The organism is Litorisediminicola beolgyonensis, from assembly GCF_042679605.1.
GTDB lineage: Bacteria > Pseudomonadota > Alphaproteobacteria > Rhodobacterales > Rhodobacteraceae > Litorisediminicola > Litorisediminicola beolgyonensis.
Genome location: NZ_JBHTMU010000017.1, coordinates 18,318 through 31,928 on the forward strand (window position 1 = coordinate 18,318; position 13,611 = coordinate 31,928).

14 protein-coding genes are annotated in these 13,611 nt (G+C 66.6%); 11 read left to right on the plus strand and 3 right to left on the minus strand.

From position 1 onward, the window contains the following. Position 1 precedes the first annotated feature (1 nt). From ACFQ4E_RS11040 to ACFQ4E_RS11050, 3 genes are read right to left on the minus strand one after another with little or no spacing between them, the layout of a single operon-like run. Positions 2–385, minus strand: a complete 384-nt coding sequence (locus ACFQ4E_RS11040; protein WP_386803495.1) for a hypothetical protein — start codon at positions 383–385, stop codon at positions 2–4. After that, positions 382–1,707, minus strand: coding sequence for a recombinase family protein (locus ACFQ4E_RS11045; protein ID WP_386803496.1), 1,326 nt, complete (start codon positions 1,705–1,707; stop codon positions 382–384). The genes ACFQ4E_RS11040 and ACFQ4E_RS11045 overlap by 4 nt, the downstream gene beginning before the upstream one ends. Next, positions 1,707–2,162 carry a DUF2924 domain-containing protein gene (locus ACFQ4E_RS11050; RefSeq protein WP_386803498.1) on the minus strand — a complete coding sequence of 152 codons (456 nt, stop codon included), beginning with the start codon at positions 2,160–2,162 and terminating at the stop codon, positions 1,707–1,709. The genes ACFQ4E_RS11045 and ACFQ4E_RS11050 overlap by 1 nt, the downstream gene beginning before the upstream one ends. Before the next feature lie 378 nt (positions 2,163–2,540). Here ACFQ4E_RS11050 and ACFQ4E_RS11055 point away from each other — a divergent pair, with 378 nt between their 5' ends. The 11 genes from ACFQ4E_RS11055 to ACFQ4E_RS11105 all read left to right on the plus strand — a co-directional run bounded on the left by ACFQ4E_RS11055 (position 2,541) and on the right by ACFQ4E_RS11105 (position 13,351). Further along, entirely contained in the window at positions 2,541–4,790 is a 2,250-nt protein-coding gene (locus ACFQ4E_RS11055) for a hypothetical protein (RefSeq protein ID WP_386803499.1), read from the plus strand. A gap of 78 nt (positions 4,791–4,868) precedes the next feature. Next, a complete protein-coding gene (locus tag ACFQ4E_RS11060) occupies positions 4,869–5,114 on the plus strand; it encodes a hypothetical protein (protein WP_386803501.1) in 246 nt (81 codons plus the stop codon). Positions 5,115–5,213: 99 nt separating this feature from the next. Next, positions 5,214–5,936 (plus strand): RNA polymerase sigma factor, encoded by a 723-nt coding sequence (locus tag ACFQ4E_RS11065; protein WP_386803503.1) that lies wholly within the window; start codon positions 5,214–5,216, stop codon positions 5,934–5,936. An 84-nt stretch (positions 5,937–6,020) separates the two neighbouring features. Beyond that, on the plus strand, positions 6,021–6,215 hold the full coding sequence (locus ACFQ4E_RS11070; RefSeq protein ID WP_090734972.1) for a hypothetical protein: 195 nt from the start codon (positions 6,021–6,023) through the stop codon (positions 6,213–6,215). Then, positions 6,215–6,550: a hypothetical protein gene (locus tag ACFQ4E_RS11075; RefSeq protein WP_386803505.1), complete on the plus strand. Its 336-nt coding sequence runs from the start codon at positions 6,215–6,217 to the stop codon at positions 6,548–6,550. Before ACFQ4E_RS11070 ends, ACFQ4E_RS11075 begins: the two co-directional genes overlap by 1 nt. Next, the gene (locus ACFQ4E_RS11080) at positions 6,550–7,425 is read left to right on the plus strand and encodes an ATP-binding protein (RefSeq protein ID WP_386803506.1); all 876 of its coding nucleotides are present in this window, start codon (positions 6,550–6,552) and stop codon (positions 7,423–7,425) included. Before ACFQ4E_RS11075 ends, ACFQ4E_RS11080 begins: the two co-directional genes overlap by 1 nt. A gap of 101 nt (positions 7,426–7,526) precedes the next feature. After that, the gene (locus ACFQ4E_RS11085) at positions 7,527–8,150 is read left to right on the plus strand and encodes a hypothetical protein (protein ID WP_386803507.1); all 624 of its coding nucleotides are present in this window, start codon (positions 7,527–7,529) and stop codon (positions 8,148–8,150) included. 13 nt (positions 8,151–8,163) lie between these two features. Continuing rightward, positions 8,164–9,852, plus strand: a complete 1,689-nt coding sequence (locus tag ACFQ4E_RS11090) for a DEAD/DEAH box helicase (protein ID WP_386803508.1) — start codon at positions 8,164–8,166, stop codon at positions 9,850–9,852. 207 nt (positions 9,853–10,059) lie between these two features. Continuing rightward, the gene (locus ACFQ4E_RS11095; RefSeq protein WP_045683641.1) at positions 10,060–10,266 is read left to right on the plus strand and encodes a DUF6511 domain-containing protein; all 207 of its coding nucleotides are present in this window, start codon (positions 10,060–10,062) and stop codon (positions 10,264–10,266) included. After that, the gene (locus ACFQ4E_RS11100) at positions 10,266–11,033 is read left to right on the plus strand and encodes a PD-(D/E)XK nuclease family protein (protein ID WP_386803511.1); all 768 of its coding nucleotides are present in this window, start codon (positions 10,266–10,268) and stop codon (positions 11,031–11,033) included. Before ACFQ4E_RS11095 ends, ACFQ4E_RS11100 begins: the two co-directional genes overlap by 1 nt. Continuing rightward, complete coding sequence (locus ACFQ4E_RS11105) at positions 11,030–13,351, plus strand: AAA family ATPase (protein WP_386803513.1); 2,322 nt, start codon at positions 11,030–11,032, stop codon at positions 13,349–13,351. Before ACFQ4E_RS11100 ends, ACFQ4E_RS11105 begins: the two co-directional genes overlap by 4 nt. Positions 13,352–13,611 lie beyond the last annotated feature (260 nt).

A 13,611-nucleotide genomic window follows, 5' to 3' on the forward strand; every position in this document is an offset into this window, starting at 1 on the left:
CTCAGTCGAACACCCGCTTCGGCTGTTCGTGCCACGGCAAAGCCGCGACATCGGTCAGTTTCAGCAGGGTCACGGCGGGCACCTCGCGCTTGTAGACCAAGCGCTTGAGGACCCCCGGCGCGAGGTAGGCGAGCCGGAGCTGTCGGCTGACATGGCGTTCGGCCAGCCCCACGGCTTTCGCCAGATCGATGACCGTGTTGAATTCGCCAGCTTCCATGCGTCGCCGCCAGCCCCACGCCCGACCAATGGCGCGCAGAATATGCGGATCCTGTGTCCGGTCTTCGCTCGGCAGATAGGTGGCGGGCGGCATGATCTTTGGCCGACCGTTCTGCTTGCGAACCTTGAGCGGCACGAAGATCTGGATGGACTCGTCGGGTTTCATCATTCCGCCGCCACCTTCTTTCGTGGCGCCATCATGTCCCGCATGACGCCCGAGACGCCGTCGGTCCGGACATCGATGACCAGCCCCTCGGACGTCACGGTGACCCGGCGCACCAGCAACTGCACGATCCGGGTCTGCTCCGCCGGGAACAGCTGGCCCCAGACGTCCTCGAACGTCTGCAGCGCGGAGATCACGTCGGCCTCGGCGAAGGCGTGACCCTCGCGCGTCAAATGGGCGATGACCTGCGCCGTGATCGAGGGCGCGCGCATCACCCGCCGCAACTCGGTCACCACGGCCGCTTCCACGAGGTCGGCAGGAAGGCGGCGCGGGATGCCCTCATCGCTGGGTTCGCGATTCTTGATGACGTCCATCGAGACGTAGTACCGGTATCGCCGCGCGCCCTTCTTCGTGCTGCTCGGGGTCATGGCGGCGCCCGTGGCCGTGAAGATCAGACCCTTGAGCAGCGCAGGCGCTTGCGCGCGGGTGTTGTTGGCGCGCTTTCGCGGGTTCTGCCGCAAGATGGCATGGACCTTATTCCACAGCTGCTCGTCGATGATGGCCTGATGCTCGCCGGGATAGGCCTTGCCCTTGTGGACGGCGTCGCCGCGATAGACGCGGTTCATCAGCACTCTGTAGAGATATCCCTTGTCGACCAACGTGCCCTGCTTGTTGCGGAGCCCTTTGCGGCGCAGTTCACGGGCCAGCACGGTCGCTGATCCGACCTCGACGAACCTCTCGAAGATGCCCCGCACAGTGGCAGCCTCGTCTTCATTCACCACGAGCTTGCGGTCCTTCACATCGTACCCGAGCGGGACATATCCGCCCATCCACATGCCCTTCATGCGGGAGGCGCGAACCTTGTCGCGGATGCGCTCGGCCGTGACCTCGCGCTCGAACTGGGCGAAGCTGAGCAGGATGTTCAGCGTCAGCCGCCCCATGGACGTGGTGGTGTTGAAGGACTGCGTGACCGACACGAAGGTCACACCGTTGCGATCGAAGACCTCGACCAGCTTCGAGAAGTCCATCAGCGACCGCGACAGGCGGTCGATCTTGTAGACGACCACCACATCGATCAGGCCGTCCTCGATGTCGGCCAGAAGCTGCTTGAGGCCGGGCCGCTCCAGCGTCCCGCCCGAGATGCCGCCGTCGTCATACTGGTCGCGGACCAGCACCCAGCCCTCGGAGCGTTGGCTGGCGATATAGGCCTCGCAGGCCTCTCGCTGGGCGTGCAGGCTGTTGAATTCCTGTTCCAGCCCTTCCTCGGAGGATTTGCGCGTGTAGATGGCGCAGCGTTGGCGGCGGATGGGATTTGCGCGTTGATCCATCAATCATTCCCCCGCTTTCGTTCGCGCAAACCGAAGAAGCGGTAGCCATTCCAGCGCGTCCCGGTGATCGCTCGCGCGATCGCGGACAAGGATTTGTACGGGCGCCCCTGCCACTCGAACCCGTCGCGCAAGACCGTAATCGTGTGCTCGACCCCGTTCCATTCGCGGATCAGCCTCGTGCCGACCACGGGGTTGCGAGGATCGGCGATCTGGCTCTTGCGTGTCAGGGTGCCGCTGACCTCGTCGGCCAGCAGGTCCAGCATGCGCCGGGTTTCGCGATCAGGACCGCCATACGTCAGTTCCTGGATGCGGTAGGCCAACCGGCTCTCAAGGAACGCCCGGCTGTTGTTCGGCGCTGCCGAGGCAAAGATCGTCTGCCACTCCGACTTCAGCTGGGTGACGGACATGGACTTCAGCGCGGCCAGGCGCGCGGAGATGGGATCGGGCTTCGTCATGCGTTTCTCCGGTGAGTTGGAGTTGCATGACGGCATTGGTCGTCGTGATAGTGTAGGCAACGTTCTCCAGTATTGTCAGATACTTCGCGCCCATCCTGCCCGAGCAGCCGAACCAGCCCGAGCGCCAGCAGGCCGCACAGTTCGGCGGCGGTCATCTGGTCGGGAGGTAGCGGATTGGGGCGGTTCATGTCTCGGTGGCCGTGTTTGATGGTGTGCTACCGATCAAAAGCCACCCAGCCGTCCGAGGTGGGACATCTCAGCGGAACGGGATGTGGAAATGCGAACAGGGAGAGAACATCAGGGCTTGCCGATCACGGATTTGTCCATGATTATCGCAGGTTGAATCAATCGAGAGCAGTAGTTCATTGAGGTGAGTTCATGGCGCGCAAAGCATCCCCGATCGGTCCGCATGTTCTGGCGCTGATCGAGGATGCGCGCGTCGACCTCGCCCGAGCTGCCCTTGCCGTGCGCGAGGGCGACAATGAGCCGGAATTCAAGCTGCCCGAGGACGTTCCCGACCTCGCCGACGAAGAAGCGGTCGAGGCGTTTCGGCAAGCACTTGTCGAGACGCTGTCGGATTTCGACCGCGATGACCTGCGACCTGCGGAGCAGCGATCACGAAGGATCCGGGCCCTCGCCGAGAAAAAGGGCGTCACCTCGCTCACCACCATTGTCGAGCAACAACTCGATGAGACACGGTCGCAGGAGTTTCACCGGCAGCCAGATGAGCTCTGCAGAAGCATCTGGGCATATCTCCATGAACGCGAAACCTTCGAGGATGCGGAGAGCTTTCACTTCGCCCGACAGTTCCGCGACCACGGCAAGCTCTACGACGCCTTCGAGGTCGAACTGGAGAACCAGGTAGCCCTCGACGCGGCGGCCATCGACGAAAAGGCGCTGGCGTCCAAGATCAAGGGCATGCTCGAGCTGAAGCCCGAGATATCCTGCACGGTCAAGGCGCTCGATCTGCCTGCCACCGATACGCACCCTGCGTCCATCATGCTGATCGTCCGGCACGGTGGCCCGCTTTCGAGCGTCTACGATCACCGGCAAGACGGAAGGTGGGGAACCATCTACTACCGACCGCCGAACGAGGCGACGCTGATCTACACGCCCTCGATGCGGCAGATCGAGGTCTGCGCGGACAGCCCCGTGGTGCGCCAGACGGTCAGCGACTCCTTCGCCGAAGTTGCGCTAGGTCACGACATCTCCCAGAAACCTCTGACCTGGAAGCGCTATAATCTTTCGCGCTTCCGCTCTTCGCTTCTCCTGCAGCCCCCTGAGATCGAAGGGTACGCGTTCGAGTTCGCGCGCGTCATCGAAGCAGAGATCCGGCTGGGAACCTGGCGCCGCAAGCTTCAGCTCAAGGTGACGGTCGACGATGACATCCAGGAGGTTGCCGACCGATATCTCGGGGCGCGGAACATCTTTCGGCGCGCCGAAGCGTTCAGCCGGATCACCATCGCGGTGGCCTACAACCTGATCGGCGATGAGAAGCAGCGAACGCTCAATATCACGATTGCGGGCACGAAGAGCTGCAACCTGCAGAGCAAGCCCGATCCGGAGGAACGCAGCCTCGGCTTCGCGCTGCTCAAGGAATGGGGAATCCTGAGCGCGTTCAGGCAAATCGCGCATGATGACCTTCGCGCGATATTTCCCCAGCTTGTTCAACTCCACGACCGGATCGAGGACGAGGTCAGCGGAAGTTATTTGCTGGAACTCGGGCTTGACCAGAAGCGTCTGATCGAAGGTGGCCTGCTCGAGCGCCGCGACCGTCAGGATGTGGTTCTCATCGAGTACGACGAAGTCGACGGGGAAGGCGCCCTCAAACCGTCGGCGACCGAAGGCATGGTCCAGGCGGTCGGTCCTTTCGGCGAAGATGTCGGCAAGCGCCCCGCGTCGGATGTCGAGATGTTCGCGGTCAACGCTCAGTGGCTTCACGAGACGCTCATGCGCCTGATGAAGCCGCTGCTGAGCAAGCGGGCAGCCCAGATCCTCGATCCAGACCTGACCCTCGTCGGCGCGACGCAGATAAATGGCGCGGAGGTTCCCGTCTATTTCGCTCGGCGCCTCAATGACCCGAAAACCGCACAGAGGCTGGATCTGTTGCTGCGCGCGCGGAACACCCCTGGGGTGGGGATCGTCTTCGCCGCCAGCGAGGACATGCCGTCACACCTCGGACCGAACGTCGTCATGCCGCTCCTGTCCCATCTCGCAGCGGCGGACAACGAAATGCTGTTCGCGCGCGACGGCATAGAAATCGCATATCGAGATAGTCACTCGCTCGCGCGCGGCGGCGGGTCGCCGCGCGTCGTCCGCAGCGGGACACAATCGGGTACGCTCTACATCCCTGGTCGCGAACCGCTGTACCTTGCCGGAAACGATCAGCTTACGGTGTTCGAGCGCCTTGTCGCTGCCCATGCAGCCGGCACCGCGGACGTTTACGTCGGGGATCTGATGGAGGGTTTCTCGGCCCGGAGTCCACAACAGGCGTTCCGCAGTAAAATGTGGAAGGACATCGTGGATGTCTACATCGCCAAGGGTGCGAAGAAGGGGTATTGGCGGCTGCTTCTAACCGCGCAGCCGACGCAAGACGTCGCCGAAGGCTCCGAGGACGAGGTCGTCTAACGACCGTCTAACTTGCGATGGGAGACGGTCTAACAAACCGCTGATTACTGGAAAGGCTCCACATAAAGGAGCACTTCCATGCCGACTCCCTTCCCCCCGCGCCAGGCAGCCCCGACGAGCTGGTCCGGCCCCGCGAAGACCAAGCCCACCACCCACAACTCGGAATGGCGCTGCACGCGCTGTGACAAGCTGCTCGGCGTCTGCCGGGACGGCCGCATGCACCTGCGTTTCGCGCGGGGGCACGAGTATCTCGTGGGCTTTCCGGTTCAGGCCACCTGCCGCGGCTGCGGCACGCTGAATAACGCGACCGCACCCGCGCGCTGACGCGCGCCTTCACCCGACCCCCTGAAATCCCAGAGACGCGCGACGTCCTGACCTGGCCACGAGAAGGCGCCGGACGCCTGGCCGCAAGGCAGGCGCCCGATGTCCTTCGCGTGGCACGAGATCCGTGATCACCTCATGCATTCATCCACGAACCTTCACTTCCAGCGCAGTTTCGACGCCGTCCGGCGTGCGCAGGCCCCGCTCGCGCCGTTCCGGGATCCGGCGGCCCTGCTGGACGGGCTGCATCGCACGACCGGCGATCCGGCCCGCAAGAACGTGATCCTCTCCTCGCTGGTCGGGGCGGCGCAGGGCGACGGGCCCGCGTCCGACTGCGCCCTGACGCTGCTGTTGCTGGCGCTCTGGCCCGGCCTCGATGCGATCCGACGCCGGTCGATTTGGCGCAGGATCGGCACCGCCGACGAGGTCGCGTCCGACGTTCTGGCGCGCACCACCGAGGCGGTGCGCGGCCTCGACCTCGGCCGCGTCAACTGGATCGCGGCCACGGTCCTGCGCAACGTCGAGCGCGACATGATCCGCATGCGCCAACGCGACCAGGCGCGCGACCATCTCGCCAGCGGCGCCGACCCCGACGAGGTGGCGGACAGCGGCGACAGCGGCATCGGCGCGGACGGGTACGCACGGCTGAATGGCGCCGTGCGGAAGCTTCTCGGCGATGACGCGCTGCTGGTGATCCGCGTGGCGATCGAGGGTTTCTCACAAGCCGAGGTGGCCGTCGAACTGGGGCTGACCGAGGCCGCCGCCCGCAAGCGGTACCAGCGCGCCATGCGCCGTCTGCACGACGCCCTCGAGGAAATCCCCTGAACGGATGTCCCGATCCGGTCCCGCCGGTGGCTTTTCCCATTCGAGCGCCCCGAGCGCCTTCCCTCCAACCGAAAGCAGACACGCATGAACCGCACCGCCGATCTGTCGCTCGAGGATTTCAGGCGTCTTCCGGGGCTCTATCGCCGCTGGGAGCTGACCGAGGTCTGCGAGCCCAACCGCAACTATCAGATCGAGGACGCCGGCACGCACGCCGACGGGACGCCGCTGCTGGCGATCTACGTCGCCGAGCCCGCGCCCGACGTCCGCGAGGCCGCCTGATGGGCCTGCTCGATCACATCATCTCAAGGAGAAAAGCCATGCCGGACCAGCCGGACGACATCACCCGTCTTCGCAAGGCGAGCTACGCGCTCGAAGACCTCCCCGAAACCATCGCCCTCCCGCAGCGCGCCGGTGACGAGCCGCGCGAGCCGCTGCCGGTCGTCGAGGCGACCGTCGACGAGATCGCCTTCGCGATCGTGGAGGCGGAGCGCGAGAGCACGGCCGCCTACCGCCGGGCCGATGCGCTGAAGCGGCTCTACAAGATCGCCCGCGAGGCGGGGTGCATCGGCGCCGACCGCGCTGCCACGGCCGTGATCAAGAAGGAGGGCCAGTGATGGCCCTTCCCATCATCGGCGCCGACGAACGGCTCGCCCAGCGCAAGGGGATCAAGGGCGTCATCTTCGGCCGGTCCGGCATCGGCAAGACCAGCCTGCTCTGGACGCTGAATGCCTCGACCACGCTCTTCCTCGATCTCGAGGCTGGCGATCTGGCGGTCGAGGGGCTGGAGATCGACACGCTCCGGCCCCGCACCTGGAAGGAATGCCGCGATTTCGCGGTGTTCATCGGCGGGCCGAACCCGGCGCTGCGCGAGGACCAACCCTACAGCCAGGCGCATTTCGACGAGGTCTGCGGCCGCTACGGCGATCCCACGGTGATCGGGAAATACGAGACCGTCTTCATCGACTCGATTACCGTGGCCGGGCGGCTCTGCTTCCAGTGGTGCCGCGGCCAGCCCGAGGCGTTCTCCGAGAAGACAGGCAAGCCCGACATCCGCGGCGCCTACGGGCTGCATGGCCGCGAGATGATAGGCTGGCTGACCCATCTGCAGCACACGCGCGGCAAGCACGTCTGGTTCGTCGGGATCCTCGACGAGCGGCTCGACGATTTCAACCGCAAGGTCTTCCAGCCGCAGATCGACGGCTCGAAGACCGGGCTCGAGCTGCCCGGGATCGTCGATCAGGTCATAACCATGGCCGACATCGCCGATGCCAACGGCCAGGCGCAGCGCGCCTTCGTCTGCCAGACGCTGAACCCCTGGGGCTATCCCGCCAAGGACCGCTCCGGTCGCCTCGACAGGGTCGAGCCACCGCATCTCGGCCGGCTGATGAAGAAGATCCAGCGCCCCGCGGCGCCTGCCTCCGAACGCCTGACCTGGCCGCCGGTGACCCCGGCCGATCCCGTCCCCGCGCAGGAGCCCAGCCATGGCTGAGCGCCTCTCGCCATGCCTGGTGTCCCGATCCGGTCGCCGGGGTGGCTTTTCCCCACTGACGCCGCTGCGCGTCCCAACCTCCAACTGAAAGGAGCCGCGCAATGTCCGGACCCTGGAACGACTTCAACTCCGCGCAATCGAACACCAACGTCATCCCGAAAGGCACGCTCGCCAAGGTGCGGCTCACCCTGCGCCCGGGCGGCTTCGACGACCCCTCACAAGGCTGGACCGGCGGCTGGGCGCGCCGCGCCGCCACCGGCGCCGTCTATCTCGACGCCGAATACACGGTGCTCGAGGGGCCCTATGCCCGGCGCAAGATCTGGTCGCTGATCGGCCTCTACAGCCCCAAGGGCCCCGACTGGGCGAACATGGGGCGCGGCCTGATCCGCGGCATCCTCAACTCGGCACGCGGTGTGTCCGACAAGGACAACTCGCCCGAGGCGCAGGCGCGCCGCCGCATCAACGGGTTCAGCGATCTCGACGGCGTTGAATTCGTCGCCCGCATCGACATCGGCACCGACACCAACGGCGAGGACAAGAACGAGATCCGCGCTGCCGTCACGCCTGATCACCGCGACTACGCCGCGCTGATGGGCACGGTCGCACCGCAGTTCACCGCCGCCCCGGCGCAGGGCCACGCCCCGCAGCAGCCCGCCACGGCCACCCAGCCCAGCCAGCCCGCGTCCGCCCCCGGCAACGCCGGTCGGCCGAGCTGGGCGCAGTAAGGGGAGACCGGCCATGCGCCTGCGCCCCCGCCAGAAGACCTTCGTCGAGCGCAGCGTGGCTGCGCTCGCCTCCCGCGGCAACACGCTGGGCGTGGCGCCCACCGGCGCGGGCAAGACCATCATGCTCTCGGCGGTCACCGGCGAGATGATCGGCGACGGGGCCAAGGCCTGCGTGCTGGCGCATCGCGACGAGCTGACGGCGCAGAACCGCGCCAAGTTCCAGCGCGTGGTTCCGGGCGTCGCCACATCGGTCATCGACGCCACGAAGAAATCCTGGGGCGGCCAGGTCGCCTTCGCCATGGTGCCGACGCTGGCGCGGGCGTCGAACCTCGCCGACATGCCGCGCCTCGACCTGCTGGTCGTGGACGAGGCGCACCATGCGGTCGCCGACAGCTATCGCCGCATCATCGACCGGGTGCGCGAGGCCAATCCCGACGCCCGCATCTTCGGGGTCACGGCGACGCCGAACCGGGGCGACAGGAAGGGCCTGCGCGAGGTCTTCGACAATGTTGCCGACCAGGTCCGGCTGGGCGAGCTGATCGCATCCGGCCATCTCGTGCCGCCACGCACCTTCGTCATCGATGTCGGTGTCCAGGACGAGTTGCGGTCCGTCCGCAAGACCATGTCGGATTTCGACATGGCGGAGGTGGCGGGCATCATGGACCGTGCGCCCGTCACCGACGAGGTGATCCGCCACTGGAAGGAGAAGGCGGGCGATCGGCAGACCGTGGTGTTCTGCTCCACCGTCGCGCACGCCGAACACGTCACCGACGCCTTCAGGGCGGCGGGCGTTTCCGCCGCGCTGATCCATGGCGACCTGGCGGCCGAGACCCGCAAGGCGATCCTCGCCGACTACGCGGCGGGCGACATCCGCGTCGTGGTCAACGTGGCGGTGCTGACCGAGGGCTGGGACCATCCGCCTACCTCCTGCGTCGTGCTGCTGCGACCGAGTTCCTACAAGTCCACCATGATCCAGATGGTCGGGCGCGGTCTGCGCACCGTCGATCCCGAGGAACATCCTGGCGTCGTGACGACCGACTGCGTTGTGCTGGATTTCGGCACCTCGAGCCTGATCCACGGCACGCTGGAGCAGGATGTCGATCTCGACGGCCAGACCGAGGTTGGTGAAGCCCCGACGAAAACTTGCCCCGGCTGCGGCGCCGACATCCCGCTGGCCGCCACCGAATGCCCGCTCTGCGGCGAGGCGTTCCCGCGTGAGGATCTGGATGCGGGCGAAGGCGGGGACGCCGCGCCGCTCTCGGGCTTCATGATGACCGAGATCGACCTGCTGAAGCGGTCCAGCTTCGCGTGGGTCGACCTCTACGGCACGGACGACGCGTTGATGGCCACGGGCTTCGCCGCCTGGGGCGGCATCTTCTGGCTGGATGGGGTCTGGTACGCCATCGGCGGGGCGAAGGGCGAGCGCCCCCACCTGTTGGGTGTCGGTGAGCGCGCCGTCTGCCTCGCGCAGGCCGACGACTGGCTGAACAGCCATGAGACCGACGAAAGCGCCTTCAAGACCCGCTCCTGGTTGCGCCAGCCGCCGACCGAAAAGCAGCTGCAGTACCTGCCGCCCGAGTGCCGCCACGACTTCGGCCTGACGCGCTACCGCGCCTCGGCGCTGATGACCTTCGGCTTCAACAAGCGCGCCATCCGCCAGCTGATCGACACGGCCGCCCGGCCCGAACGGAGGGCGGCATGACCCATGTCCACATCCACCCCCATCACGGCCGCGGACCGGCGGCGGCTCTGGCATCCGCGTGGAACGCTCTGTGCTGTCTGCCGACAACCCACCCGTGGTTTTGGCTGGTTCGATCCGCACCGGTCGAAGCAGCCCCGGCCATCGGTCTGGTTCTGCTCGATGCCCTGCCAGTCCTTCTGGACGCGCTTGGCGCGGGAGCGTTTCGCCATGGTTGACCTGACCGAGGAAGAGCGCGCCGCGATCACCGCCACCATGAAGCGCGTGGCGCTGCTGATGGACGAGATCGGCTGGGCTACTCCGCTTGCGGACCTGACCGAGGCGCAGGTGCGCGCGCTGATCGAGGAAGCCGTCGAGGGCTTCCGCGAGGCCATGTCCGACATCGCCCGGGCGCAGACGCCGGAGGTGCCGTTTTGATGCTGGACTACAACCATCGCCCCAGCTTCGCCGACCGGGTCAACGCCGCCGTCGATCGGGCGCTCACCGCCGATCAGGCGACGCGGCCGCCCCGCGACTATCTCGGCGGCTCGCGCCTCGGCCATGCCTGCGAGCGGGCGCTGCAGTTCGAGTTCACCGCGACGCCGAAGGACGAGGGCCAGGACTTCTCGGGCCAATCGCTGCGCATCTTCGCCATCGGCCACAAGCTCGAGGATCTGGCCGTCGCCTGGCTGCGCGGCGCGGGCTTCGACCTCTACACCCGCAAGGGCAACCGGCCCGATGGCGGCCAGTTCGGCTTCTCGGTCGCGGGCGGGCGCATCCGGGGCCATGTTGATGGCATCATCGCCGCCGGGCCCGAGGGCTTCGGTCTTGCCGTTCCGGCCCTCTGGGAATGCAAGACGATGAACGCGAAGAACTGGCGCGCCTGCGTCAAGGACGGCGTGACCAAGTCGAAGCCGGTCTACGCCGCCCAGATCGCGCTCTATCAGGCCTACATGGAAACCAGCGTGCCAGGCATCAGCGCCGCGCCTGCTGTGTTCACCGCGATCAACAAGGACACGGCCGAGATGCACCACGAGCAGGTCGCGTTCGACGCCGACCTCGCGCAGCGCATGTCCGACCGGGGCGTGCGGATCCTGCAGGCGACCGATGCGGGCGAGTTGCTGCCGCGCGTCGCCACTACGCCTGACTTCTTCGAATGCCGCTTCTGCCCCTGGTCCGAGCGCTGCTGGGGGCTGCCGGCATGAGCGACGACGGCGTCCTGCATTTCAACCCGTGGATGGACTTCAATGACGGGCCACCGTCCGAGAACCCGTTCGGCTGCGACCCTGATCCCCAGCAGATCGCCGTCTTCCTCGACACCGTGTTCAGCTGGTGCGAGGGGCTGATCCCGCTCCGGGGTTTCGTCGACAAGGGTCAGGGCCGGGACGGCAAGCCGCACAATATCTGGATCGCGGCCGACGGCAGCGCACCAGGGAAACTCGCGACCTTTGCCGCATGGGCCAACCGTGAAGGCGCTGCGGTTTATGTCATCCCCGGAACGGTCGAGGAACAGGGCCAGGCCCGCGCCGCCGATGTGCTGCAGATGCAGGCCCTCGTCGTCGATCTCGACGCGGGCGACATCCCGGCCAAGCTGGACCATGTCACCCGCCACATCGGCCCGCCCACGCTGATCATCGAAAGCGGCGGGCGCACGCCAGAGGGCGCGGCCAAGCTTCATGTCTGGTGGAAACTGACCGAGCCCGCCGAGGGCGACGACCTGGTCACCCTCTGCCGCCTTCGCGGCGAGATCGCCGTGAAGGTCGGCGGCGACACGCATTTCCGCTCGGCACACCAGCCGATCCGGGTGCCCGGCACGGTCTATCACAAGCACGGCCACCAGCGCCTCGTGCAGATCCGCGAACATCGCGACGTCGAGGTGGATCTTGCGGATTTCGCCGAAAAGGTCGCCGAGATGCCGCCGCTGCCGGGCGTGGGCTTCGCCAGCGACGTTGCCGCGCCGACCGCGAAGCCCGGCATCGACGCTGTGCTCACCACACCGGTGCGGGAGGGCGCGGTCGACGACTGGTCGCGCTTCCAGGGGGCCAGCGCCGCCATCGGCCATTACGTTCGCCTGGTGCACGAGGGCCGCCTCGACCCCTTCGCGGGCTGGGAGGCGATCTGCGGCTACAACGCCGCCATGCTGCGCCCGTCCTGGCCGCTCGATCGGCTGATGGCCGAGTCCGAGCGCCTCTGGGCGCTGCATGTGAAGCGCAACGGCCCGCCGCTCCTGCGCGCGGCCCACGCGGGTGCCCCGGCCAGCCCGCTGCCGACCTTCACCCTCGGCGCGCTGCTGGACGACACGAGCCCCATGCCCGAGGACATTATCGGGCCGCGCGTGCTGACGCCGGGCGGGCTCCTGGTGCTGGGTGGCGCACCCAAGGTCGGAAAGAGCGATTTCCTGATCTGCTGGCTCGTCCATATGGCGGCCGGCGTGCCGTTCCTCGGCTTCACGCCACCCCGGCCGCTGCGCGTGTTCTACCTTCAGGCGGAGATCCAGTATCACTACCTGCGCGAGCGCATGCAGCAGATCGCGCTGCCCGCCGCCGTGATCGCCGCCGCGCGCGACACCTTCATCGCCACACCGAAGCTGAAGCTGCTGCTCGACGCGGAGGGCGTCGCCCGCGTGGCCGAGGCGATCCGGGCCGCATTCGCCGACGCGCCGCCCGACATCCTCGTCATCGACCCGATCCGCAATCTCTTCGACGGCGGCCCAGAGGGCGGCGGCGAGAACGACAACACCGCCATGATGTTCTTCCTGAAGGACCGGGTCGAGCTCCTGCGCGAGGCGGTCAATCCGGATGCAGGCGTCATCCTCGCCCTCCACACCCGCAAGGCCACCAAGCATCAGGTCAAGGACGATCCCTTCCTCGCGCTCTCCGGCGCCAGCGCGCTGCGCGGCTTCTACACCTCGGGGCTGCTCATGCATCGCCCCGACGAGGACAGCAGTGTCCGCAGGCTGGAGATCGAACTGCGCAATGGCCCCGCGCTGCCGGGCAAGCTGATCGACAAGGTGAAGGGCGAGTGGGTCGAGCTGAACCCGCTGAACGAGCGCCTGGTACGCAAGGAGGTCGGCGCCAAGCTCGATGCCGAGCGGCTGCGCAAGCACGATGTCATCCTCGGCATGCTGCTGGATGAGGCGGCGAGCGAGCGCCTCTACACCGCCATGCAGTTCGCCGAGAACTTCGAGAACCGGGGCGGTCTGGGCAGCAAGCACACGATCCGCGAGCGCCTCAGCGTGCTGGCGACCAAGGGCTTTGTGAAGTTCCTCCGCGACCCCTCGGGGTTCGGCTTCCCCGTCACCCGGTCCCGGTTCGGCTACCTCTGCGTGGAAGGCATGCAGTTCGGCGCGCCCGACGAGCATGTCGATCCGGACACGGGCGAGGTCACCACGATTGCCCGTCCGGTCTTGCCCAGCCACTTCAAATGCCCCCAATCCGGGCTCTGCCTGCAGGTCGAAAACCCCGCCGTCTGGGTCTACCCGGAGGGGCTGGATGACGACCCAACTCATATGAGTGAGGCCTGACTCATATGACAGCGCCAACTGCGCACTCAACGAAATCAATGGGTTACGGGCAAATAAGAGTTAGGCCCCTAACTCATGCCCGAAGACTTCATGAAGTCCTATTCCGCAATGATTTCAGCCACTTGTCCTCCCCGGAACAGTTAGGTGTCAAACCCCCATACTACGTATGGGAGGGCCACCCCACAGGGTTGGCCACTCCTCCCATACGTCCGGGTCAGCCGCGCGCGCCGCCGTGACGGTCTGTTGTGCTTCCCGATCCG